Origin of the sequence: Pseudomonas sp. BT76 TE3572 (assembly GCF_050435365.1) — a bacterium.
Taxonomy (GTDB): Bacteria; Pseudomonadota; Gammaproteobacteria; order Pseudomonadales; family Pseudomonadaceae; genus Aquipseudomonas; species Aquipseudomonas fluorescens_W.
This window is the reverse complement of sequence record NZ_JBNDKE010000001.1, coordinates 3,117,334-3,139,453: the sequence shown is the minus strand read 5'-3', so window position 1 is coordinate 3,139,453 and position 22,120 is coordinate 3,117,334. Positions and strand designations below refer to the sequence as shown.

General features: G+C 57.9%; 24 protein-coding genes. 13 read left to right on the top strand and 11 right to left on the bottom strand.

Going from position 1 to position 22,120, the window contains the following annotated elements; translation table 11 throughout:
• The first annotated feature begins 50 nt into the window (after positions 1-50).
• Together ABH912_RS14385 and ABH912_RS14380 are read left to right on the top strand one after the other, a co-directional pair.
• Entirely contained in the window at positions 51-959 is a 909-nt protein-coding gene (locus tag ABH912_RS14385; protein ID WP_429510969.1) for a flagellar protein MotY, read from the top strand.
• Between the two features lie 129 nt (positions 960-1,088).
• Entirely contained in the window at positions 1,089-2,306 is a 1,218-nt protein-coding gene (locus ABH912_RS14380) for an argininosuccinate synthase (RefSeq protein ID WP_007898502.1), read from the top strand.
• A 169-nt stretch (positions 2,307-2,475) separates the two neighbouring features.
• Here the strand turns inward: ABH912_RS14380 and ABH912_RS14375 are convergent, their stop codons facing one another.
• On the bottom strand, positions 2,476-3,108 hold the full coding sequence (locus ABH912_RS14375; protein ID WP_429510968.1) for a hypothetical protein: 633 nt from the start codon (positions 3,106-3,108) through the stop codon (positions 2,476-2,478).
• Between the two features lie 579 nt (positions 3,109-3,687).
• Here ABH912_RS14375 and ABH912_RS14370 point away from each other — a divergent pair.
• A complete protein-coding gene (locus ABH912_RS14370) occupies positions 3,688-4,314 on the top strand; it encodes a response regulator transcription factor (RefSeq protein ID WP_008155570.1) in 627 nt (208 codons plus the stop codon).
• 90 nt (positions 4,315-4,404) lie between these two features.
• On the opposite strand, the gene ABH912_RS14365 is transcribed toward ABH912_RS14370, so the two are convergent.
• The 8 genes from ABH912_RS14365 to metG form a co-directional block, all read right to left on the bottom strand.
• The gene (locus ABH912_RS14365; protein WP_010457665.1) at positions 4,405-4,584 is read right to left on the bottom strand and encodes a PA3496 family putative envelope integrity protein; all 180 of its coding nucleotides are present in this window, start codon (positions 4,582-4,584) and stop codon (positions 4,405-4,407) included.
• 106 nt (positions 4,585-4,690) lie between these two features.
• Complete coding sequence (gene nth, locus ABH912_RS14360) at positions 4,691-5,329, bottom strand: endonuclease III (protein ID WP_033057477.1); 639 nt, start codon at positions 5,327-5,329, stop codon at positions 4,691-4,693.
• A 25-nt stretch (positions 5,330-5,354) separates the two neighbouring features.
• Positions 5,355-5,942 carry an Rnf-Nqr domain containing protein gene (locus ABH912_RS14355; RefSeq protein WP_429510967.1) on the bottom strand — a complete coding sequence of 196 codons (588 nt, stop codon included), beginning with the start codon at positions 5,940-5,942 and terminating at the stop codon, positions 5,355-5,357.
• Positions 5,935-6,546 carry an RnfABCDGE type electron transport complex subunit G gene (locus ABH912_RS14350; protein ID WP_429510966.1) on the bottom strand — a complete coding sequence of 204 codons (612 nt, stop codon included), beginning with the start codon at positions 6,544-6,546 and terminating at the stop codon, positions 5,935-5,937. Before ABH912_RS14350 ends, ABH912_RS14355 begins: the two co-directional genes overlap by 8 nt.
• Positions 6,543-7,535 (bottom strand): RnfABCDGE type electron transport complex subunit D, encoded by a 993-nt coding sequence (locus ABH912_RS14345; RefSeq protein ID WP_429510965.1) that lies wholly within the window; start codon positions 7,533-7,535, stop codon positions 6,543-6,545. Before ABH912_RS14345 ends, ABH912_RS14350 begins: the two co-directional genes overlap by 4 nt.
• Positions 7,522-8,532, bottom strand: coding sequence for an electron transport complex subunit RsxB (gene rsxB, locus ABH912_RS14340; protein WP_429510964.1), 1,011 nt, complete (start codon positions 8,530-8,532; stop codon positions 7,522-7,524). The genes ABH912_RS14345 and rsxB overlap by 14 nt, the downstream gene beginning before the upstream one ends.
• Positions 8,529-9,098: an electron transport complex protein RnfA gene (locus ABH912_RS14335; protein WP_429510963.1), complete on the bottom strand. Its 570-nt coding sequence runs from the start codon at positions 9,096-9,098 to the stop codon at positions 8,529-8,531. The genes rsxB and ABH912_RS14335 overlap by 4 nt, the downstream gene beginning before the upstream one ends.
• A gap of 142 nt (positions 9,099-9,240) precedes the next feature.
• The gene (metG, locus tag ABH912_RS14330; protein ID WP_429510962.1) at positions 9,241-11,292 is read right to left on the bottom strand and encodes a methionine--tRNA ligase; all 2,052 of its coding nucleotides are present in this window, start codon (positions 11,290-11,292) and stop codon (positions 9,241-9,243) included.
• Between the two features lie 293 nt (positions 11,293-11,585).
• Between metG and apbC the strand changes: the two genes are divergently transcribed.
• Positions 11,586-12,680: an iron-sulfur cluster carrier protein ApbC gene (apbC, locus tag ABH912_RS14325; protein WP_429510961.1), complete on the top strand. Its 1,095-nt coding sequence runs from the start codon at positions 11,586-11,588 to the stop codon at positions 12,678-12,680.
• A gap of 100 nt (positions 12,681-12,780) precedes the next feature.
• Here the strand turns inward: apbC and ABH912_RS14320 are convergent, their stop codons facing one another.
• On the bottom strand, positions 12,781-13,539 hold the full coding sequence (locus ABH912_RS14320; protein ID WP_429510960.1) for an SDR family oxidoreductase: 759 nt from the start codon (positions 13,537-13,539) through the stop codon (positions 12,781-12,783).
• Between the two features lie 171 nt (positions 13,540-13,710).
• Here ABH912_RS14320 and ABH912_RS14315 point away from each other — a divergent pair, with 171 nt between their 5' ends.
• The 4 genes from ABH912_RS14315 (at position 13,711) to groL (ending at position 17,220) form a co-directional block, all read left to right on the top strand.
• Positions 13,711-14,442, top strand: a complete 732-nt coding sequence (locus tag ABH912_RS14315; protein ID WP_429510959.1) for a HugZ family protein — start codon at positions 13,711-13,713, stop codon at positions 14,440-14,442.
• Positions 14,443-14,508: 66 nt separating this feature from the next.
• A complete protein-coding gene (locus ABH912_RS14310) occupies positions 14,509-14,985 on the top strand; it encodes an FxsA family protein (RefSeq protein WP_429510958.1) in 477 nt (158 codons plus the stop codon).
• A 248-nt stretch (positions 14,986-15,233) separates the two neighbouring features.
• A complete protein-coding gene (locus tag ABH912_RS14305; protein ID WP_033057492.1) occupies positions 15,234-15,527 on the top strand; it encodes a co-chaperone GroES in 294 nt (97 codons plus the stop codon).
• 49 nt (positions 15,528-15,576) lie between these two features.
• Complete coding sequence (gene groL, locus ABH912_RS14300) at positions 15,577-17,220, top strand: chaperonin GroEL (RefSeq protein WP_033057493.1); 1,644 nt, start codon at positions 15,577-15,579, stop codon at positions 17,218-17,220.
• 191 nt (positions 17,221-17,411) lie between these two features.
• Here the strand turns inward: groL and ABH912_RS14295 are convergent, their stop codons facing one another.
• The gene (locus tag ABH912_RS14295; RefSeq protein ID WP_429510957.1) at positions 17,412-18,155 is read right to left on the bottom strand and encodes a phosphatase PAP2 family protein; all 744 of its coding nucleotides are present in this window, start codon (positions 18,153-18,155) and stop codon (positions 17,412-17,414) included.
• A 218-nt stretch (positions 18,156-18,373) separates the two neighbouring features.
• Between ABH912_RS14295 and colR the strand changes: the two genes are divergently transcribed.
• The 5 genes from colR (at position 18,374) to ABH912_RS14270 (ending at position 22,100) form a co-directional block, all read left to right on the top strand.
• Complete coding sequence (gene colR, locus ABH912_RS14290; protein ID WP_008155536.1) at positions 18,374-19,057, top strand: two-component system response regulator ColR; 684 nt, start codon at positions 18,374-18,376, stop codon at positions 19,055-19,057.
• Entirely contained in the window at positions 19,047-20,330 is a 1,284-nt protein-coding gene (locus ABH912_RS14285) for a sensor histidine kinase (protein WP_429510956.1), read from the top strand. Before colR ends, ABH912_RS14285 begins: the two co-directional genes overlap by 11 nt.
• Before the next feature lie 153 nt (positions 20,331-20,483).
• A complete protein-coding gene (locus ABH912_RS14280; RefSeq protein ID WP_429510955.1) occupies positions 20,484-21,152 on the top strand; it encodes a methyltransferase domain-containing protein in 669 nt (222 codons plus the stop codon).
• 4 nt (positions 21,153-21,156) lie between these two features.
• Positions 21,157-21,870, top strand: a complete 714-nt coding sequence (locus tag ABH912_RS14275) for a lipopolysaccharide kinase InaA family protein (RefSeq protein WP_429510954.1) — start codon at positions 21,157-21,159, stop codon at positions 21,868-21,870.
• 2 nt (positions 21,871-21,872) lie between these two features.
• On the top strand, positions 21,873-22,100 hold the full coding sequence (locus tag ABH912_RS14270; RefSeq protein WP_080932046.1) for a hypothetical protein: 228 nt from the start codon (positions 21,873-21,875) through the stop codon (positions 22,098-22,100).
• The last annotated feature ends 20 nt before the right edge of the window (positions 22,101-22,120 follow it).

The window sequence follows — 22,120 nt, the reverse complement described above, 5'->3', positions numbered from 1 at the left end:
TAAACATCTGTGTGTCGGTCTTTTTGTTGTAGAAGCCAGTGGAGCCTCCCGTGCGCCAGCGTTATTTAGCCTTGCTCAGCGTGTTTGCCAGCCTTCCTGCGATGGCGCTCACTTTCCAGACCCGTCTGGAGAGCATCGAGTGGAAGGTCGAAGGGGACAAGTTCGAGTGCCGCCTGAGCCAACCGATCACTGATTTCGGTTCGGGTGAGTTCGTGCGTCGCGCTGGCGAGCAAGCGACGTTTCGTCTGAAGGCCTACAACGCGATGATCGGCGGCGGTTCGGCCACCTTGTTGGCGGCGGCTGCACCGTGGCAGCCGGGGCGTGGTGACATCAACCTCGGTTCTGTGCGGATCGGCAGCGGCAATGTGTTGTTCAACAGTTCGCAAGTTCAGGCCGGCCGCTTGATCAGTGGCCTGATGGATGGCCGCAGTCCGGTCGTTCGACATTACTCTGGCGATGGCCGGGTGTCGGAAGTGCGCCTGTTGCCGGTCAAGTTCAGCCAGGCCTTCAACGACTATCAGGGCTGCGTGGCGAAGCTGCTGCCGAAGAATTTCGAGCAGGTTAAACAATCGCAGATCGGCTTCCCCGGCGAAGGCATCGATCTCGACGCGCAGGCCAAGGCACAATTGCAAGTGATGCTGGAATTCATGAAGGCCGACCCGACGGTCAACCACATCGAACTCGATGGCCACTCCGACAACAGCGGCAACCGCCTGACCAATCGTGATCTGTCGCGGCGTCGAGCCCTGGCCGTCATGGAGTTCTTCAAGGCCAACGGCATTCAGGAATCGCAGATCACCGTGCGCTTTCACGGCGAGCGTTATCCATTGGCGCCCAATACCAATTCCGCCAACCGGGCGAAGAACCGTCGGGTCAATGTGCACCTCGCGCGCGTTGCGCCCACCGAAACGCCGGCCCCTCAGGCCACTGTATCGGCGAGGGCCGCGTCGACCTCCTGAACCCGCTGTTATCGTCGCTCACTCGACATAATCTGTCGCTTCGTCGTCATAAGCTGTCGCGCCTCTGTAAATTATCCTGCATGAGCGGTAGACTTGACGGCTTTCCGTAGAACCCCGTGGAGTGATGGCATGGCGGACGTAAACAAGGTCGTTCTGGCGTATTCCGGCGGCCTGGACACTTCGGTGATCCTCAAGTGGCTGCAGGATACTTATAACTGTGAAGTCGTGACCTTCACCGCTGACCTGGGTCAGGGCGAAGAGGTCGAACCTGCACGCGCCAAGGCACAGGCCATGGGCGTGAAAGAGATCTACATCGACGACTTGCGCGAAGAATTCGTGCGCGATTTCGTTTTCCCGATGTTCCGCGCCAACACCGTTTACGAAGGCGAGTACCTGCTGGGTACTTCCATCGCTCGTCCGTTGATCGCCAAGCGCTTGATCGAAATCGCCAACGAAACCGGTGCTGACGCCATTTCCCACGGCGCTACCGGCAAGGGCAACGACCAGGTTCGTTTCGAGCTGGGCGCCTACGCCTTGAAGCCAGGCGTGAAAGTGATCGCTCCGTGGCGCGAATGGGATCTGCTCTCCCGTGAAAAGCTGATGGATTATGCTGAAAAGCACAACATCCCGATCGAGCGTCACGGCAAGAAAAAATCCCCGTACTCGATGGATGCCAACCTGCTGCACATCTCCTATGAAGGCGGCGTGCTGGAAGACACCTGGACCGAGCACGAAGAAGACATGTGGAAATGGACCGTCTCCCCGGAGAAGGCTCCAGATAAAGCGCAATACCTGGAACTGACTTACCGCAACGGCGACATCGTCGCACTGGACGGCGTCGAAATGACCCCGGCTACCGTGCTGGCGACCCTGAACCGTATCGGTGGCGAACACGGTATCGGCCGTCTCGACATCGTCGAGAACCGTTACGTGGGCATGAAGTCCCGTGGCTGCTACGAAACCCCAGGCGGCACCATCATGCTGCGCGCCCACCGTGCGATCGAATCGATCACCCTGGACCGCGAAGTGGCTCACCTCAAAGACGAGCTGATGCCTAAATACGCCAGCCTGATCTACACCGGTTACTGGTGGAGCCCTGAGCGTCTGATGCTGCAACAGATGATCGATGCATCCCAGGCCCACGTGAACGGCGTTGTGCGCCTGAAGCTGTACAAGGGCAACGTGATCGTCACCGGTCGCAAGTCCGACGAATCGTTGTTCGATGCCAACATCGCGACCTTCGAAGAAGATGGCGGCGCCTACAACCAGGCCGACGCGGCGGGCTTCATCAAGCTCAACGCCTTGCGCATGCGTATTGCGGCGAACAAAGGCCGGAAGCTTTTCTGAGATCTTTGAAACCGTAGTGGAAAGACGTTAATAGAGTTGTGGCCTTGTCGGTGACAAGGCCACAATTTTGAATAGGGGGAGTTTTCCTGCCGGACATCGTTTTATCAGCGCTCTTTTTGTATCTGCAATACCTTCCTTCTGTTTCCTCTCTCTGAATGCTCTTCAAGCGTTACCTGCTGCGTGTCAGGTAAAAAGAGTGATCAAGAATCGTCAGACCGTGTGAATTCAAATTGTAAGCAATGCAAAGCGTTGGTCCGCTGCGATTTTTTGCCTGTTTTGGTTGCTTGCTCGCGCTCTCCTTCAGTAATGCCTCCGAATCGGTACAGGTGAGAAATACGATCACTTTTGCCGGGCTTCCCTGCGGGTGCCGGTTTTTTTCAATCCAGGCACCGAATTCCATTTTCTTGTTTAGCCACCGCGCATCGACGATGTGCAGGTTTTTTAGCGGCTCGGCCAGGCAAACGTGCTGTAGAGCCGAGAGGCCCGTCTGAATACCGATCCGGAGGGGAGGGGCCTTCAGGTTGTCGGGCCGCTGACCGCGTTCAGCGTTGTCCATCACTTTTATAAAATGCTTTCCCTTGCCGAAATCGGATGGCGCGTACAGCGACCGGTAGTTGAAGTTGAGTGTGGCGAAGAAAAGAAAAAGCAAATAAAAAGGGAAACTGATCAGGAACCAGACATAAAGCTCCCGCTCCTTATTGTCGAGAAAGGGCAGTGAGACGGCGGCTGATGTTTCAGAAATAGCGGCAAATATGGCAATAACTGTCATGGGGTTGAAGATTTTTTTCTTTAGTTTGATCATGTTTTTTGCTCATTGGAATAGTGTCTTATCTCGGTTGATTGATGTTTTTGGTTTTCATTTTAATAACTAAGTGGTCGGTGTTTGTGTTGCTGTAGTTCTCCTTTTAAGTTGTTGAATGCGAAGGTTTGATAGTAACGGTATTGAGCATGCGGCGGGTACCTCTGTTGTTGGGTTTTAGGGGATGTTGGGTTGAGTTTTTTATTGAAGTGTTGCCTGGTGTGATTTTTTATTACATTCTTGATGTTCGGTGTTTGTGGTGTGGGGTTTCAAGTGGTAAATATCGGTTACTTTTAAGGGTAGCTCAATAGTCGGTATTCGTTGGATCGTCTTGCGATGAACCCTGTTATTGGTTTTCTGGTTTTAAATAGAAACAAAAAAACTGGGGATAATCGAAATGTTTTCAGGTTGATAAAGTTTTTACCCTCACGGTATTTTTGGGGATTTTGTAAGATTATTCTTTAATGTCTGTAGGGAATGTCTCTCGGTGTGGGTGGCCGAGGGGGGCGGCATGCCATGGGTGAAACGACTAGGCTATCGTGCGGGCTCTAAAAATTCGAACAGCGAAAATTGGACTTGCCCATGAATAAAGTGCTGATCGTGGATGATCACCCCGTCATTCGTCTTGCGGTACGTATGCTAATGGAGCGTCACGGCTACGAAGTTATTGCAGAGACAGATAATGGCGTGGATGCGTTGCAACTTGCCCGTGAGCATATGCCGGATATTGTCATCCTGGACATTGGAATACCGAAACTTGATGGACTGGAAGTCATTGCGCGTCTGACATCGACAGCAATGCCCATGAAAGTACTGATATTAACTTCCCAGGCGCCTGGGCATTTTTCCATGCGTTGCATGCAATCTGGTGCCGCAGGGTATGTCTGTAAACAACAGGATCTCACTGAGTTGCTCAGTGCAATTAAGGCGGTATTGTCAGGCTACAGTTACTTTCCGAATCAAGCCTTGCATACCGTACGTTCCAGTTTGGGGAACGCCAGTGAAGCCGATATGGTGGATCGACTGTCGGGGCGGGAGATGATGGTCTTGCAACAATTGGCCCGAGGCAAGACCAACAAGGAGATCGCCGATGGAATGTTCCTCAGCAACAAGACCGTTAGTACTTACAAGACTCGTCTGTTGTTGAAGCTCAATGCTCGCTCCTTGGTCGACCTGATCGAATTGGCTCAACGCAATGGTCTGGTGTGAATGCCTCAGCGTTTGACAAGGCGCGATGAGCGGGGGGGATCAGGGGTCGGCACTTAGTAAAAAGCCTCCGTTTCGGGAGGCTTTTAGGTGTCATAGATCAAAGTCGTAATCGGCCAATTGCTTTTGCAGTCGGCGCTCCTCCAGCAGATTGTCGATGGTACGGCGTTTGCTCAGGTTGGTCTTCGCCACTTCAACCACCGGTTCAGCATCATCTGTCTCAACAGGGGTGAAGTCGTCTTCTACGTCCAATTGCTCTTTGCCAGTGCTCATAGCATTACTCCAGGCTAAGACTGCCTTTGGCGCTCCTTATATCGATAATCTCCCTGCGGGTAAAAAAGATTTTTTCAATCGGTAAATCGAAAATCTTAATAGCGCCTCAATCGTCCGATGTCTTGTGCTTGTATTCGCATAAGTCTTCGATCCGGCAACTGCCGCAGCGAGGCTTGCGGGCAAGGCAAACGTAGCGTCCGTGAAGGATCAGCCAGTGATGGGAGTCGAGCAGATATTCCTTCGGCACGAACTTCATGAGTTTTTGCTCAACCTCGACCACATTTTTGCCTGGCGCTATGCCGGTACGATTGCTGACCCGGAAAATATGCGTGTCCACGGCCATGGTCAGCTGGCGGAATGCGGTGTTGAGCACCACGTTGGCAGTTTTGCGGCCGACGCCGGGTAACGCTTCCAGTTCTTCACGGGTTTGCGGCACTTCGCCTCCATGACGTTCCATCAGCAAGCGACAGGTTTCGATCACGTTTTTCGCTTTGCTGTTAAACAGGCCGATGGTCTTGATGTATTCCGACAGTCCCTCGACACCCAAGGCATAAATTGCCGCCGGTGTATTCGCTACCGGGTAGAGCTTGGCGGTGGCCTTGTTGACACCGACATCGGTCGACTGCGCCGAGAGAATCACGGAGATCAGTAACTCGAACGGCGAGGAGTAGGCCAGTTCGGTTTTCGGTTCCGGGTTGTCTTCGTGAAACCGGCGAAAAATTTCCAGGCGTTTTGCGGCATTCATGGGCAGTGCGTTTCCTCGAAGGCGGTCAGTGAGAGTGCGTCGAGCGGGTCCAGGCCTGACGTGCGGCGATCAGCAGTCCCAGCAGAATGAATCCACCTGGGGCCAGGGTGGCCAGGTGCAAGCCACCGTCGGCGGTCAGTACCCAGCCTTGCCAGTCCGCTTTCGCGGTGCCAGCCAGCCATGGCAGATGGCTGCCGAATGTTCCGTTGCCGATGAATTCGCGCAGCCCGCCAAGGCCCGCCATCATCGCGCCGAACAGGCCACACAGGCGCAGGCGATCACGCCAGGCACTCTGGAGAAAACCGGTGTGTTCCAGCACAACGCATTGCAAGGCGGTCAATCCTGCATAGAACCCCACATGTTGGTGCCATTGCAGCGACCAGACTTGCGCGGCGAGCTCCGCGCAGCTGGTCAGCGTGGCCGCCAGCAGGACGCTGGCAAGCAGATGTGTCGCCGGGACAAGTCGGGATCGCAACGCGCCCATGCTCACGCCAAAGGCACTGATCACCACGATGAACATCAGCCACAAACCCAGAGCGGACACCAATGAATCCGTGGCACCGATCAGCGGCGCAAGCATCAGTGAATTCTGCAGAGTCGATGACTTATTCATGAGCGCTGCTCCCGATCAACTGTTGCTGGTGTTCATCGAAGTAGCGCAACGCGTCATGGATGGCGTTGATGACTGCTCTCGAAGTAATGGTCGCCCCCGCCATTTGATCGAATTGCCCCTGATCCTTTTTCAAGGCCCAGCCATTGTCGGCGGGTTCGGTTCGGGACTTTCCGGAAAAAGCCTGAAGCCAGGCATTGGGCCAGTCGGCGAGTCGACCGCCCAGCCCCGGCGTCTCCGATTGCTTGAGCGTTTTGACGCCCAGCACCTTGCCGTTGGCGCCGATGGCGATCAGCAATTCGATGGAACCCTCGTAACCCAGGGTCTGGCTGCGCAGTAACACGGCACTGGGTTGGCCAGTCTTGGTCGCCTGGTAGCCACCTAGCAACGTGCTGTTGGCCAGCCCAGTATTTTCGAGGGCGAGTGGCTGTTCCAGCGGCTGATTGTCGTAGCTTTCAGCCGGAAGCAGGTCCAGCAGGTTACGACTGTCGATCAGGCGCTGTTCGGCCGCAATGCGCGGCGCGCTGGTGTGCTGCACGAGGTAAGTCGCGCCAATGCCCAGGCCTGCCAGCACCACCAGGATCACAACGCTCGACGCTCGGCTCATGGCGTACCCCGTTCCAGTCTGGAGGCGGCAAACCGCTCCAGCGCCGGCACACAGAGGTTCATCAACAGTACGGCGAAGGCGACGCCGTCCGGATAACCTCCCCAGGTACGAATCAAGTACGTCAGTAGCCCGACGCCCGCGCCGAACAGCAGTCGCGCGCCGGGGCTCTTTGCGCCGGACACCGGTTCCGTGACGATGAAGAATGCACCCAGCATGCTCGCGCCAGTGAGCAGATGAAACAGCGGCGAACCATGGGAGTCGGAGCCCGAGCCGTTCCAGCACAGCAGGCTGATGACGAACAGGCTGGCCAGCATGCCGACCGGCGCATGCCAACTGAACACCCGTCGTTGCAGCAGAAACGCACCGCCCGCCAGAAAGGCCAGGTTGACCCATTCCATGCCTCGGCCGCCGAAGTGGCCGAACGCCGGGTTGGCGGCAAACAGTTCGTCCATGGTCAGGCTTTTGTTGATCCGCAGGCTGTCCAGCGCCGTGGCCTGGACCCAGGCGTCTGGCGTCTGCCCGAGGCTGAATCCGAACACCTGCTGCAAGCCGCCGATCAGGTCCAGCCCATGGGATGACGGCCAATGGGTCATCTGTTGGGGAAAAGTCACCAGCACCAGGGCGAAGCCCAGCATTGCCGGGTTGAACGGGTTCTTGCCAACGCCGCCATACAGGTGTTTGCCGAACACCATCGCGAACGCCGCGGCACAGACCGTCAGCCACCACGGGCAATAAGGCGGCAAGGCCAGCGCCAGCAGCGTCGCGCTGACCAGCGCACTGCCGTCGCTCAAGGTCGGCTTCAGCGCAAGCTTGCGCAAGCGCAATACGGTCGCTTCGACGGCCAGTGCGGTAACACCCGTCAGCATCAGGTTGATCAACACGCCCCAGCCATACAGCCAGAAAAACACCAGCATCCCCGGCACGGTGGCCAGCAATACCAGCTTCATGGCTTGCTGGAGGCGTTCGTCGACCGACTCAAGGGGCGGCATAGGCATCCACCTGACGCTCGGCTTCATTCACCGCCAGTTCCAGGGCTTCGATCTGCTCAGTCGGCGCTTCGTTGGCTTGAGCTTTCTTGAGTTCGGCGCGACGCATGGCCAACTGGATCTTGGCCCGATTCAGCTGCGCATTTTTCGCCGGAACGACGGGGGCCGCGGCTGGCGGTGCAGTACTTTCCAGTTTTGCCAACGCCTGTTCGGCCGCCTCGAACTGCTGTTGCAGGACGATCAGTTGCGACTGCTGTTCGAAGGTCGGCGGATGCCCGAACGCCTTGAGTGACTTGTTCAGTTGCGCCCGACTCATCGCCAGATCGATCTTGGCCTTTTTCAGCGCCGTATCCGCATTCGCTGCCTTCTGTGCACGGACTCGCTCAAGAGCGGCCTGAACCGGATCGAGCGTCGCCACTTCGCTTTGCTGCACGGCGCGCTGGGCGCGGGCCTGACGTTCGGCGATTTTCTGTTGTTCTTCGCGATGCAGGCGATCGTTGCGCTGTTCAAATCGGCGTCGCGCGTGATTGCGCTTGGCCGCTCGGGCGCGTTGTTCCTCAAGGCTGAACGCCAGGCCGCCGACAATCGGCAGCACCGTGTCCAGCGGCAACGGCCGCATCTCGATGCAATCCACCGGGCAGGGCGCTACGCACAGGTCGCAACCGGTGCATTCGTCGACGATCACCGTGTGCATCAATTTCGCCGCGCCGACAATGGCATCCACCGGGCAGGCCTGGATGCACTTGGTGCAACCAATGCACTCGGCCTCACGGATGTAGGCGATTTGCGCCGGGGCCGAACCGCGACTGACGTCCAGTTCCAGCACCGGCACTTTCAACAGCTCGGCCAGGGCCGCGATGGTCTCGCTGCCGCCCGGTGGGCATTTGTTGATCGGTTCGCCGCTGGCAATGCCTTCGGCGTACGGTTTGCATCCGGGGTGGCCGCACTTGCCGCATTGGGTCTGCGGTAAGAGGGCGTCGATGCGTTGAATCAGACTCATGTTTTGATCAGCCCGCTGAATCCGAGAAAGGCCACTGCAATCAATCCGGCGCCGATCAGGTCGATGGGCAGGCCGCGAAAGGGCAGGGGGATATCATTTTCGATGGTGCGTTGGCGCAAGTCGCTGAACAGGCTCAGTACCAGCCAGAAACCCAGGCCGGCACCCAGGCTCAGGGCCATGGCGTAGAAGAAGCCTTTGTCGTCCTGAGCGTTGAGCAGCGTCAGCCCGAGTACGCCAGCATTGCCCAGCAGCAGGGGCCAGAGGCCATCGAACGCAAGCTTTGGAAGTAATCGGGAAAGCACTTTCAGCAGCGGGCCAATCAGCAGAACGCTTAATGGCAGGAACACGAAAAGGCGCAGCGACGTCAGCTCCAGCGGGACCAGCATCCAACGATAGGCCGAGTAGCCCGCTATGCCGACAATCAACATCAAGCAAGTCGTTGCAAGGCCCAGCGCGTGGACCTGCCGGTGCTCATTGCCCAACAGCGGATCGACGCCCAGCGGCCAGTGCAACACGAGGTTGTTGATCAGGGCAGTGCTGATAAGCGTAAGAACAATTTCGGTCATGATCGTGCCGGCAAGAACGGGGCTTTTTAACGGAGCGGTCTAAAAAGCTTAGGCATTATCCGGCAAGGACGGAGGGTGGGCCAGGCATGAAAATCCCACAGTCGCGCCAGGCACGACTGTGGGATCGGTTTACTGCAGAGCCTTACTTGATGCGCTGACCTGGCTTGGCGCCGCTGTCAGGGCTGAGCAGGTAGATTTCTTCACCGCCAGGGCCGGCTGCCATCACCATGCCTTCGGAGATACCGAACTTCATTTTCCGTGGCTTGAGGTTGGCGATCATCATGGTCAGACGACCATTGAGCTTGGACGGGTCCGGATAAGCGCTCTTGATCCCGGAGAACACGTTGCGTTGCTCGTCACCGATGTCCAGGGTCAGGCGCAGCAGTTTGTCGGCACCTTCCACATGTTCGGCCTTGAGGATCAGGGCGACGCGCAGGTCGACAGCGGCAAAGGCATCGAAATCGATTTCCGGCGACAGCGGATCCTTGGCCAGTTCGCCGTTGCCGGCAGGTGCAGCGTCGCCGGTGTCGGTAGCGCTGGCGGTCAGGTCTTCTTTCGAGGCGTCGCTCATGGCTTGCACTTTTACCGGGTCGATACGGGTCATCAACGGTTTGAACTCGTTCAGCTGATGGTTGCTGAGCAAGGTGGCGTGGTCGTTCCAGGTCAGCGGGGCGACGTTGAGGAACGCCTCGGCATCGGCGGCCAGCAGCGGCAGCACCGGCTTGAGGAAGATCACCAGCTGGCGGAACAGGTTGACGCCCAGGGCGCAGATGGCCTGGACTTCGTCCTGCTTGCCTTCCTGTTTGTTCAGCGACCACGGCGCCTTGTCGGCGATCCAGGCGTTGGCGCGGTCGGCCAGGCCCATGATCTCGCGCATGGCACGGGCGAAGTCGCGAGCCTCGTAGGCTTCGGCGATGCTCGGCGCTGCGGCGAGGAACGCTTCGGTCAGTTCCGGCGCGGCATTTCCCGCTACCAGCACGCCGGCGTTGCCTTTATGGATGAAACCGGCGCAGCGGCTGGCGATGTTGACGACTTTGCCGACCAGGTCGGAGTTGACCTTCTGCACGAAGTCTTCGAGGTTCAGGTCCAGGTCATCGACGCCACGGCTCAGCTTCGCCGCGTAGTAGTAGCGCAGGTATTCCGGCGACAGGTGGTCGAGATAGGTCCGGGCCTTGATGAAGGTACCGCGGGATTTGGACATTTTCTGACCGTTGACGGTCAGGTAGCCGTGTACGTTGATGCCGGTCGGTTTACGGAAACCGGCGCCTTCGAGCATGGCTGGCCAGAACAGGGCGTGGAAGTTGACGATGTCCTTGCCGATGAAATGGTACAGCTCTGCGGTGGAATCCTTGCCCCAGAACGCGTCGAAATCCAATTCCGGCGTGCGGTCGCAGAGGTTCTTGAAGCTGGCCATGTAGCCGATCGGCGCGTCCAGCCAGACGTAGAAGTATTTGCCTGGCTCGTCAGGGATTTCGAAACCGAAGTACGGCGCATCGCGGGAGATGTCCCATTGTTGCAGGCCGGCATCCAGCCATTCGGCGATTTTGTTCGCCACGGCTTCTTGCAGGGTGCCGCTGCGGGTCCATGCTTGCAGCATTTCCTGGAAGTCCGGCAGCTTGAAGAAGAAGTGCTGGGAATCCTTGAGCACCGGGGTGGCGCCAGAGATCGCCGACTTCGGATCCTTCAGGTCGGTCGGTGCGTAGGTCGCACCGCATTTTTCGCAGTTGTCGCCGTACTGGTCTTCGGTGCCGCATTTCGGGCAGGTGCCCTTGATGAAGCGGTCGGCCAGGAACATTTTCTTTTCCGGGTCGAAGTACTGAGTGATCGAACGCTGGGCGATGTGCCCGGCGTCGCGCAGCTTCAGGTAGATCTGGCTCGACAGCTCACGGTTTTCTTCGGCGTGAGTGGAGTGGAAGTTGTCGAAGTCCACCAGGAACTCGGCAAAGTCGGCGCTGTGTTCAGCCTGGACGTTGGCGATCAGTTGTTCCGGGGTGATGCCTTCCTTTTCCGCGCGCAGCATGATGGCCGAACCGTGGGCGTCGTCGGCGCAGACATAAATGCATTGATTGCCGCGGTGCTTCTGGAAGCGCACCCACATATCGGTCTGGATATATTCCAGCATGTGGCCAAGATGGATCGAACCATTGGCATAGGGCAGGGCGCTGGTGACGAGGATCTTGCGTGGCTCGGACATGGGGCTCGGCTACTTGATGAAACGGAGGTCGGCCACTATAAAGCGCCAGCGCATATTTTTCACCCCGTGTGCCTGTATCCAAATGCGGCGATCGCAAAAAACTGTGGCGAGGGAGCTTGCTCCCGCTGGGTGGCGAAGCCGCCCCAAACCCGGCGATGCCGATCTGTCAGACAAACCGGATCAGCCCTATTGCGACTGCTGCGCAGTCGAGCGGGAGCAAGCTCCCTCGCCACAAATGTGTGTCCGGCGTAGGATACCCGCCTGATTTTCCAGTCTTGCTATCGGAGTTGCCCATGAGCGCCGTCAATCGCGAAGCGGTGGAAGCCGTCCTTCGCCAATACACCGACCCTTATCTGAACCAGGACCCGGTCAGCGCCGGGTGCGTACGCGGCATCGACATTCAGGGTGATCGCGTCAGCGTCCAGCTGGAGCTGGGTTACGCCGCCGGTCTGTTCAAGAGTGGCTGGTCACAGATGCTGCAAATGGCCATCGAAGGCCTGGACGGCGTGACGAGCGCTCGCGTTGACATCACCAGCGTGATCGCCGCGCACAAGGCTCAAGCGCAGATCCCGGGGCTGGCCAACGTCAAGAACGTGGTGGCCGTGGCGTCCGGCAAGGGTGGTGTGGGCAAATCCACCACTGCCGCCAACCTGGCCCTGGCCCTGGCCCGCGAAGGCGCCAAGGTCGGGATCCTCGACGCGGACATTTACGGTCCGAGCCAGGGCATCATGTTTGGCATCCCCGAAGGCACCCGACCCAAGGTCAAGGATCAGAAGTGGTTTATTCCGATCGAGTCCCATGGTGTCGAAGTCATGTCCATGGCGTTCCTGACGGATGACAACACGCCGATGGTCTGGCGCGGGCCGATGGTTTCCGGCGCCTTGTTGCAACTGGTCACGCAAACAGCCTGGGGCGACCTGGATTACCTGGTCATCGACATGCCGCCAGGCACCGGTGACATCCAGCTGACCCTGGCGCAGAAAGTCCCGGTGGCCGGCGCGGTGATCGTTACCACGCCGCAAGATCTGGCATTGCTGGACGCGCGCAAGGGCGTGGAGATGTTCCGCAAGGTCAACATCCCGGTGCTGGGCGTGGTGGAAAACATGGCCGTGCACATCTGCTCCAACTGTGGGCATGCCGAGCATCTGTTCGGTGAGGGCGGCGGTGTGAAGCTGGCCAGCCAGTACGGCGTCGAGCTGCTGGCTTCGTTGCCGCTGGCGATGGCCATCCGCGAACAGGCCGATGGCGGCAAGCCAACGGTGATCGCCGAGCCTGACAGCCCGATTGCGATGGTTTACCAGGAACTGGCCCGCCATGTCGGCGCGCGGATCGTGTTGCAGGAAGCGGTATCGCCAGCGATGCCGAACATCACCATCAGCGACGATTGATTCGCTGAAAAAAGATCGCGGCCTCGCAGCTCCTACAGGTGTAAGCCAATTCATGTAGGAGCTGTCGAGCGAAGCGAGGCCGCGATCTTTTGATCTTGCTTTAAATCCGCAACCCGCCATCCAGCTCCATAATCCGACCGTTGTAGTAGTCGTTCTCGAAAATGTACGCCGCCGAATGGGCGATCTCTTCAGGCGTGCCCATGCGCTTGAGTGGAATCACGGACGTTATCTTCTCCAGCGCTTCAGGCTTCATGCTCAGCGTCATTTCGGTTTCGATAAAGCCCGGTGCAATGGCTGCCACGCGAATGCCATAGCGTGCCAATTCCTTGGCCCAGGTCACGGTCGCCGCAGCGACACCGGCCTTGGCGGCGGAGTAGTTGGTCTGGCCGGCGTTGCCAGCGCGGGAGATCGACGAGATATTAATGATCGCGCCGCTGTTGTTCAGCTCGATCATTTTGGCCGCGACTTCACGGGTGCACAGGAATACGCCGGTCAGGTTGACGTCGATGACCGACTGCCACTGGGCCAGGCTCATCTTGGTCATCTCGCCGTCCTTGACCTTGATCAGCAAGCCGTCGCGCAGGATCCCGGCGTTATTGATCAGGCCATGGATCGCGCCGAAGTCTTCGGCCACCTGGGCGACCATGTGCGTCACTTGCTCTTCATTGGCGACATTGCACAGATAAGAGCGAGCCTCGACACCTTTAGCCTTGCAAGCGGCGACGGCGTCGTCGAGCTTTTCCTGGTTCAGGTCAACCAGCGCCAGCTTCGCGCCTTTACCGGCTAAATACTCGGCCATCGAGCGGCCTAAACCTTGGCAACCGCCAGTGATAATGATTACTTTGTCGGTGAGTTGCATTCGCATGCCCCAATAGCAGGTCAGAGGGAGTGGTTTCCTTTTAGAGAGTAGCCTCTCGATCTGCACCTGATACGGCCTGGTTGCACATGAGAACTGCCCCGATGGCGGACTGGAACTTATCCCCAGGCGCCTGTCCGTTTTTTTGACGGATTCTATATAAGGAGTCATAAATTGAGCGTTGAAGCGGCCAAGAATGCCCGAGAATTGCTTCTCAAGGAATACCGTGGAGTGCTCTCGACACACTCCAAGGCGATGCCCGGTTTCCCGTTTGGCTCCGTGGTTCCCTACTGTCTGGACGAACAGGGCCGGCCGCTGATCCTTATCAGCCGTATCGCCCAGCACACCCACAACCTGCAGAAAGATCCAAAATGCTCACTGTTTGTGGGCGAGCGCGGGGCCGAAGACGTGCAAGCCGTTGGTCGCCTGACCTACCTCGCCGAAGCAGAAAAGCTCGAGGACGAGGCCGCCATCGAAGCGGCGGCTGAGCGTTACTACCGCTATTTCCCGGATTCACAGAGCTACCACAAGGCCCACGATTTCGATTTTTGGGTGCTCAAACCGGTACGTCATCGCTACATCGGCGGTTTCGGTGCGATTCACTGGGTCGATCAATTGACCCTGGCCAACCCGTTCGCCGGAAAAGCCGAAGCAAGCATGGTCGAGCACATGAATGCCGATCACGCCAAAGCCATCGCCCACTATGTCGAACTGGCGGGCCTGCCGAAAACCGAGCCGGCGCAACTGGCGGGTATCGACACCGAAGGCATGCACTTGCGCATTGGCCAAGGGGTCTATTGGTTACCGTTTCAAGCGCCGTGTAATACGCCGACACAAGTGCGCGAAGCCTTGGTTTTCCTGGCTCACGCCGAACATTGGCCGAAAAATGAAGTGGCCGACGCTTGAATTCACGAATCGGCGACGTCATCTAGGGAAGACTGGCAAGGCATTCTTGCGTTGAGGAACCATTTGATGCGCCCTTTTTTGTTGCTCTTTGTACTGTTTCCGGTGTTGGAGCTGTTCGTATTCGTCAAGGTAAGTGGGGCGATCGGGTTTTTCCCGGCCCTGCTGCTGGTCATTCTCGGCTCGATGCTCGGCGTGTTCGTGCTGCGTATCGCTGGTCTGGCAACCGCATTGCGTGCTCGTGAAAGCCTGAACCGCGGCGAGTTGCCGGCCCAGACCATGCTCGAAGGTTTGATGCTGGCGCTGGCGGGCGGTCTGTTGATCCTGCCGGGCTTCGTCACTGACGTGCTGGGTCTGATCATGTTGCTGCCGATCTCTCGTCGACTGTTGGCCAATAAAATGCGCCAGCGTGCCGAAGAGGCTGCAATCCGTCAGCGTGCATTCGCCGACGACCTACAGCCACGTGGCGGCCCTGCGACCCGCGAGCCGCTGGGCCGTGAGCCGAACGTGATCGAAGGCGAGTTCGAACACCGCGATACCAAGTAAACCGCAACACTGGCACGGCACCCTCGGGTGCCGTGTTCGTTTGTGGGGCAGCAACCTGAAAAAATTTGCTTCCTCACCCTTGTAATAAGCTTATGCGCCCTTATGTAACGGTCACCGCAAGGTTTCTGGTGATTGCGCCAGACAGACTTCCGCGGTTCGCTCGACGAACCGCACCCGGCACCGCCGGATTTGTTAAACCCGCCGGGAATACACCGGCCGATGAAAACCACAATTAGGAGAGATCGACAATGAAGCTTCGTCCTCTGCATGACCGCGTCGTTATCCGTCGCAGCGAAGAAGAAAAGAAAACCGCTGGCGGTATCGTCCTGCCAGGTTCGGCTGCTGAAAAGCCAAACCAGGGTGAAGTCCTCGCTGTAGGCCCAGGCAAAGTGCTGGACAACGGTGAAGTGCGTGCACTGTCCGTGAAAGTGGGCGACAAGGTTGTGTTCGGCCCGTACTCCGGCAGCAACACTGTGAAAGTCGACGGCGAAGACCTGGTGGTAATGGCTGAGAACGAGATTCTCGCTGTTGTCGAAGGCTGATTCCCCGCTCATTTTCCCGTTACTACAAAGTATTTAAGGAATATCGATCATGGCTGCTAAAGAAGTTAAATTCGGCGATTCCGCCCGTAAGAAAATGCTTGAGGGCGTTAACGTCCTGGCTGACGCAGTAAAAGCGACCCTGGGCCCTAAAGGCCGTAACGTGATCATCGAGAAGAGCTTCGGCGCTCCGACCATCACCAAGGACGGCGTGTCCGTTGCCAAAGAAATCGAACTGAAAGATCGTTTCGCAAACATGGGCGCGCAGCTGGTCAAAGACGTTGCCTCCCGTGCCAACGATGACGCAGGCGACGGCACCACCACCGCTACCGTTCTGGCTCAATCGATCGTCAACGAAGGCCTGAAAGCCGTCGCTGCCGGCATGAACCCGATGGACCTCAAGCGCGGCATCGACAAAGCGACCATCGCTATCGTCAAAGAGCTGAAAGCCCTGTCCAAGCCTTGCGCTGACACCAAGGCCATCGCTCAGGTCGGCACCATCTCGGCCAACTCCGACAGCTCCATCGGCGACATCATTGCCGAAGCCATGGAAAAAGTCGGCAAAGAAGGCGTGATCACCGTTGAAGAAGGCTCGGGCCTGGAAAACGAACTGTCGGTTGTTGAAGGCATGCAGTTCGACCGTGGTTACCTGTCCCCGTACTTCGTCAACAAGCCAGAGACCATGACTGCCGAGCTGGACGGTCCGCTGATCCTGCTGGTCGACAAAAAGATCTCGAACATCCGCGAAATGCTGCCAGTACTGGAAGCCGTTGCCAAAGCCGGCCGTCCACTGCTGATCGTTGCCGAAGACGTTGAAGGCGAAGCCCTGGCGACTCTGGTTGTGAACAACATGCGTGGCATCGTTAAAGTCGCAGCCGTCAAGGCTCCAGGCTTCGGCGACCGTCGCAAGGCCATGCTGCAGGACATCGCTGTTCTGACTGGCGGTACCGTCATCTCCGAAGAGATCGGTCTGAGCCTGGAAAGCACTACCCTGGAACACCTGGGTAATGCCAAGCGCGTGATCCTGTCCAAAGAAAACACCACCGTGATCGACGGTGCCGGCGTTGAGGCTGACATCCAGGCTCGCGTTCTGCAGATCCGTCAGCAAGTGGCTGACACTTCGTCCGACTACGACCGTGAAAAACTGCAAGAGCGTCTGGCCAAACTGTCCGGCGGCGTTGCAGTGATCAAGGTTGGCGCTGGTTCCGAAGTTGAAATGAAAGAGAAGAAAGCCCGCGTTGAAGACGCCCTGCACGCTACCCGTGCAGCCGTTGAAGAAGGCGTGGTACCTGGCGGCGGCGTGGCACTGGTTCGCGCTCTGCAGGCTATCTCCGAGCTGAAAGGCGACAACGATGACCAGAACGTTGGCATCCAGTTGCTGCGTCGCGCTGTTGAAGCGCCACTGCGCCAGATCGTTGCCAACTCCGGCGACGAGCCAAGCGTAGTGGTCGACAAGGTCAAGCAGGGTTCGGGTAACTACGGTTACAACGCTGCTACCGGCGAATACGGCGACATGATCGAAATGGGTATCCTGGACCCGGCTAAAGTGACTCGTTCGGCTCTGCAAGCGGCTTCGTCGATTGCCAGCCTGATGATCACCACCGAAGCCATGATCGCTGAGATCAAGGAAGACGGTCCAGCTGGCGGCGGCATGCCAGACATGGGCGGTATGGGCGGCATGGGCGGCATGATGTAAGCCAGCCTTACCCCTATAAAAAGCCCCGCCTGCGATAAGCAGGCGGGGCTTTTTATTGCCCGGATTTCGAGGGTCACCTCGATCCATTGTAGGAGCGAGCCTGCTCGCGAAGGGGCCGTATCAGTCAACATCATCAGTGACTGAAACGCCGCCTTCGCGAGCAAGCCCGCTCCCACCTTTTGATCTGTGTTTCAGGCGCTGACCGGTTCTGCTTTGGACTCTCGCTCAGCCTTCGAGGCCGGCCGATAAAGGATGTAGTAATACGCCCCCAGACAAATCAGCCAGCAGAAAATCGCCGTCCACACGTTGTGCGAAAAGAAGTGTGCGCCCTGCATCATCCGGCCGATGGAAAACACCGTGCCTAACGCGAAAGCGAACACAAACGCCTTGCGCGCCAGACGCGGACGACGGTCACGCAGGACAAAGAACAGCGCAAACAGTGTGAAACCGGTCGCCGCATGACCGCCGGGCCAGCAGCGGCCTGGTTTGTCGGTGTGCGGGCGAGGGCTGAGCAACTCGCTATAGGTTTCGTGACCGCCGAACTGCTCAAGGCTCCACGGGCATTGAACGGCCGTCACCGCTTTGACTGGCGTGACAAAGGAGGTCGCCAGCGCCAGAGACAGCACCAGGCAGCCCAGTTCCCGTTTGATCGGTTTGAGACTGTCCATGAAAAAGGAGGCGATGAAACCGAAGATGGCCAACACTGAGAAGGCGATGACCACCTGCTTGGCGCGGTCATGCAAGATGTTTTCCAGGAAGTAACTGTGCCGCCCGATGAAATCCCCCGCGACCGGGTCATAGAACAGCTTGGCCAGGTCCATGTCCAGGGACGTCAGTTCGAGCAGCACCAGAGCGATCGCCGCGATGGCGGGAACGCCGAGGCACACCCAGAAGTTCAGAGGGCGAGAGGCGGGGCGGACGGTAGTCGAAACCATGGCAGTTCCTTGGTCGGTGAAATGTTCAGAAAACGCAGCGGCGTGGAGTTTGAGCCTGATGCTGTTGTCAGCGTGTGAATCGATAGTGAAAAAGTCGTTATAGCCGCCCCGGGTTTATGGGGTGGATTTACAACTGCACGCAGTCCTAGCCCTCAGCCACACTTGGCCTTAAGCTGCGCGGGCCAAGACGGCCGTTACTGTGTACGCAGGAGATACCCATGCGAATTCTATTGGTTGAAGACAACCGCGATATCCTGGCCAATCTGGCCGATTACCTGGGGCTCAAAGGTTATACCGTGGATTGCGCGCAGGACGGCTTGTCAGGCTTGCACCTGGCGGCCACCGAGCATTATGACCTGATCGTGCTCGACATCATGTTGCCTGGCATCGACGGCTACACCCTGTGCAAACGTCTGCGTGAAGACGCGCGCCGCGACACGCCGGTGATCATGCTCACCGCTCGCGATCAATTGGACGACCGGCTGCAAGGCTTCAAATCCGGCGCCGATGACTACCTGATCAAACCCTTTGCCCTGTCTGAATTGGCGGCGCGCATCGAGGCGGTCATGCGTCGCACCCAGGGTGGCGGTCGCCGTACTTTACAGGTCGGCGATCTGAACTACGACCTCGACACCCTGGAAGTCACCCGCGAAGGTCGTCTGCTCAAACTCAACCCGGTGGGCCTGAAGTTGCTGGCCGTGTTGATGCAGAAAAGTCCTCATGTGCTGCGCCGGGAAATTCTCGAAGAAGCGCTGTGGGGCGATGATTGCCCGGACAGCGACAGCCTGCGCAGCCACGTCCATCAATTGCGCCAGGTGATCGACAAGCCCTTCGCCAAACCGTTGCTGCAAACCGTGCACGGTGTGGGTTATCGCTTGGCCGAGGGCCGAGATGGAGTTTAAACAGAGCCTTGCTCAACGGATCATCATCGCTTTTGCGCTGATGAGCGCGTTGGTGGCAGGGGCCTTCGCCATGGGCATTGTGGCGACCGTTCACCTGGTCGAAGAAAAACTGATTTCGGCAGGTCTGGGCGGCGATTTACAGCGTTTGTTGCTGATGGACAGTGTTACGGACTGGAGCCATCGTCCCGAGCCGGACCAGCTGTTCTATTTCAGCGGCGGGCCGGGCGATTTTCAGTTGCCCAAGGATTTACGCCATCTGCAGCCGGGTTTTCACGAAGTGTTTCGTGAGCAGCTGTCGTATCACGCGATGGTCGAAGTCGTCGACGGCCGGCATTATGTGCTGTTGCAGGATCAGAGCGATTTCGAAGAGCGTGAACGGGTGCTGTTTGCCGTGGTGCTGGTGGGCTTCGTCCTGAGTCTGGCCTTGGCGGTGTTTCTCGGCTGGATACTGGCGCGCAAAGTGATGGCGCCCGTGGTGCGACTGGCCCGTCAGGTCCGTCACCGTGATCAATTATTAGGTCTGGCGCCACCCTTGGCACCGGATTATGCCGCTGATGAGGTGGGCGAGTTGGCCGTGGCCTTCGACGCCACTCTGGGGCGCTTGCGCCAGGCGTTGACCCGCGAACGGTTGTTCACCAGTGACGTCAGCCACGAGTTGCGCACACCATTGATGGTGCTGGCCAGTTCCTGCGAGCTGCTGCTGGAAAACCCTGGCATCGATCAGCGTGGACGAGCACAGGTCGAGCGAATCGCCCGCGCCTGTGAAGAGATGCGCGAGCTGGTGCAAACCTTTCTGATGTTGGCCCGCGCACAACGTGAAGACGCCAGCATGTCGCCCCAGCAGAGCCTGAGCCAGGTAGCCGATGGACTGCTCAATCTGTGGCGCGAGCCGATCGAGGCCAAGGGGCTGGCGATGATCTTTGAACCGGGCAATCCGGTAGACACCTGCTTCAACGCAACCCTTCTGCACGCGGTCATGGGCAACCTGCTGCGTAATGCGCTGCATTACACCGAGCACGGGTTTATTCGCCTGACGCTGACGGCCACCGGTTTCATTGTCGAAGACAGTGGCGTGGGTATTCCCGAAGAAAAACGCGAGGCGATGTTCGAGCCGTTCGTGCGGGGCAGCGAGAAACGCGGCGAAGGCCTGGGGCTGGGACTGTCGCTGGTGCAACGGATCTGCGAAAACCAGGGTTGGAGCGTCAGCCTGACGAACATGGAGCCCAACGGCTGTCGTTTTCAGGTGGAGTTGTGTTTGTCGGATGTGAGCTAATCGCTCGTAATGGCCCAGAGCCTTCGTTGCCGCGCTGTAAAACCTCGAAATGATTCGGGATTTTACATGACGTTTTTTTCACAGCGGGATGACCTGACGCTGACACGGCGCTTTCTATCATAGGTGCCATCAGCAGCTAAGGAGACCTTGGTGATGGACGGCCCGATCAAACTGGATTTTTCCGAAAAATACGACGATCAACACGCTCAACGATACCTGCGCAAACACCAGGATGGCCTTGCTCGCCGCCTGTCTCACTGGCGTGACGAGCAACTGGCGCGCAAGGCGTTGGCACTGGCCGACGAGCCGGGGCTGATCCTCGATTTACCCTGCGGTGCGGGGCGCTTTTGGCCATTGCTGGCGGAAAAAACCAATCGTGCGATCATTGGGGCTGACAACTCCGAGTCCATGCTGAAGATTGCCATGCAGTCGCAACCTGCCGAGGTGGTGAAACGGGTACAACCCTTGCACACTTCTGCATTCGACATCGCCTTGCCTGATAACGCCGTCGACAGCATTTTCTGCATGCGATTGCTCCATCACATCGGTGAAGCCGAGCATCGACTGGCTATTTTGCGCGAATTCGAGCGAGTCACTCGCGACAGCGTGATCCTTTCTTTGTGGGTGGACGGCAATTTCAAAGCGTGGAGACGCAAGCGCCTCGAGAAAACCCGTGAGCAGGAAGGTTACCAAAATCGATTTGTGTTACCCGCTGCTACCGTCGAAAAGGAATTTGAGCAGGCGGGTTTCCGCATCCAGGAACAACTGGACTTTTTACCGCTCTATGCCATGTGGCGGGTCTACGTATTACGCAAGAGGTAACAGAATGGCAGTGCGATGTGCAGCAGAAACGGAAATCCCTCCTCAGGACCGCTTCGATTATTTTTGGAATCAGCGCGGTGAATGGGTAGAAGAACCGAACGCCCGTCGCGGTGGCGAAAGCGGTGTGCAGCGCGTCGTGAGCGGCAATGGACAACTGCTGTACGTTAAACGTCAATTCGGGCATATCCATCGCAGCTTGCTGCACCCGTTCGGTCGGCCGACGGTGTTGCGCGAGCGCGATGCGCTCATCGGCCTGAACCGGCTCGACGTTCTCGTTCCGGAAATCGTTTTCTGCGGCGCACAGCGCGATCCGGTGCATAAATGGCGCGCATTGCTGATCACCAAGGCGCTGGACGGCTTCGAGGAAATTGACCACTGGTACGCCGGCGGCGGTCGCGAGCGTCACGGTGAGGCTGTGCATGATCGAGTGTTGAAGGAACTGGCCGAGAACCTGGCCCGGATGCACAAGGGCCGCTGGCAGCACAGCTGCCTTTATGCCAAGCACGTATTCGTGCGCGTCACCGGTGAAGGCGAGGCTGCCAACGTTGAAGTGGCCTTGATTGATCTGGAGAAATGTCGGCAGCGTTTGACCGCCGGGCAAGCGGCTACTCATGACATGAAGCAACTGCGTCGCCACTCGTCGTTCAGCACGACGGACTGGCAGAAACTCGTCTACTTTTATAAGACGGCGTTTGGCAGCGCTATCAAGGGTTTATAGCAATGAAACTCGAAATTGCACGAGGTGTATTTTTAATAGGAGCCTTGGCAGTTGCTTCACTAGCGGTGGCGGCTTGGGAGCAGCCCCGCACGCAAGTCCTCAGTTCAGTGAACGGCGACGCACACTGTCCATTGCCACGGGTTGCGAAGGCATCCGTGGCAACCCAACCCGATCATGATTTATTGCTGTTCATGTTCGGCCTTTCTCAAGGATTGAGGCCACAGAGTTGAACAGATTGAAGCCCAAATAA

Coding starts and splice junctions, on each gene's coding strand:
- ABH912_RS14380 (WP_007898502.1), top strand. CDS start 1,089: ATGGCGGACGTAAACAAGGTCGTTCTGGCGTATTCCGGCGGCCTGGAC.
- ABH912_RS14375 (WP_429510968.1), bottom strand. CDS start 3,108: ATGATCAAACTAAAGAAAAAAATCTTCAACCCCATGACAGTTATTGCC.
- ABH912_RS14370 (WP_008155570.1), top strand. CDS start 3,688: ATGAATAAAGTGCTGATCGTGGATGATCACCCCGTCATTCGTCTTGCG.
- ABH912_RS14365 (WP_010457665.1), bottom strand. CDS start 4,584: ATGAGCACTGGCAAAGAGCAATTGGACGTAGAAGACGACTTCACCCCT.
- nth (WP_033057477.1), bottom strand. CDS start 5,329: ATGAATGCCGCAAAACGCCTGGAAATTTTTCGCCGGTTTCACGAAGAC.
- ABH912_RS14355 (WP_429510967.1), bottom strand. CDS start 5,942: ATGAATAAGTCATCGACTCTGCAGAATTCACTGATGCTTGCGCCGCTG.
- ABH912_RS14350 (WP_429510966.1), bottom strand. CDS start 6,546: ATGAGCCGAGCGTCGAGCGTTGTGATCCTGGTGGTGCTGGCAGGCCTG.
- ABH912_RS14345 (WP_429510965.1), bottom strand. CDS start 7,535: ATGCCGCCCCTTGAGTCGGTCGACGAACGCCTCCAGCAAGCCATGAAG.
- rsxB (WP_429510964.1), bottom strand. CDS start 8,532: ATGAGTCTGATTCAACGCATCGACGCCCTCTTACCGCAGACCCAATGC.
- ABH912_RS14335 (WP_429510963.1), bottom strand. CDS start 9,098: ATGACCGAAATTGTTCTTACGCTTATCAGCACTGCCCTGATCAACAAC.
- metG (WP_429510962.1), bottom strand. CDS start 11,292: ATGTCCGAGCCACGCAAGATCCTCGTCACCAGCGCCCTGCCCTATGCC.
- apbC (WP_429510961.1), top strand. CDS start 11,586: ATGAGCGCCGTCAATCGCGAAGCGGTGGAAGCCGTCCTTCGCCAATAC.
- ABH912_RS14320 (WP_429510960.1), bottom strand. CDS start 13,539: ATGCAACTCACCGACAAAGTAATCATTATCACTGGCGGTTGCCAAGGT.
- ABH912_RS14310 (WP_429510958.1), top strand. CDS start 14,509: ATGCGCCCTTTTTTGTTGCTCTTTGTACTGTTTCCGGTGTTGGAGCTG.
- ABH912_RS14305 (WP_033057492.1), top strand. CDS start 15,234: ATGAAGCTTCGTCCTCTGCATGACCGCGTCGTTATCCGTCGCAGCGAA.
- groL (WP_033057493.1), top strand. CDS start 15,577: ATGGCTGCTAAAGAAGTTAAATTCGGCGATTCCGCCCGTAAGAAAATG.
- ABH912_RS14295 (WP_429510957.1), bottom strand. CDS start 18,155: ATGGTTTCGACTACCGTCCGCCCCGCCTCTCGCCCTCTGAACTTCTGG.
- colR (WP_008155536.1), top strand. CDS start 18,374: ATGCGAATTCTATTGGTTGAAGACAACCGCGATATCCTGGCCAATCTG.
- ABH912_RS14285 (WP_429510956.1), top strand. CDS start 19,047: ATGGAGTTTAAACAGAGCCTTGCTCAACGGATCATCATCGCTTTTGCG.
- ABH912_RS14280 (WP_429510955.1), top strand. CDS start 20,484: ATGGACGGCCCGATCAAACTGGATTTTTCCGAAAAATACGACGATCAA.
- ABH912_RS14275 (WP_429510954.1), top strand. CDS start 21,157: ATGGCAGTGCGATGTGCAGCAGAAACGGAAATCCCTCCTCAGGACCGC.
- ABH912_RS14270 (WP_080932046.1), top strand. CDS start 21,873: ATGAAACTCGAAATTGCACGAGGTGTATTTTTAATAGGAGCCTTGGCA.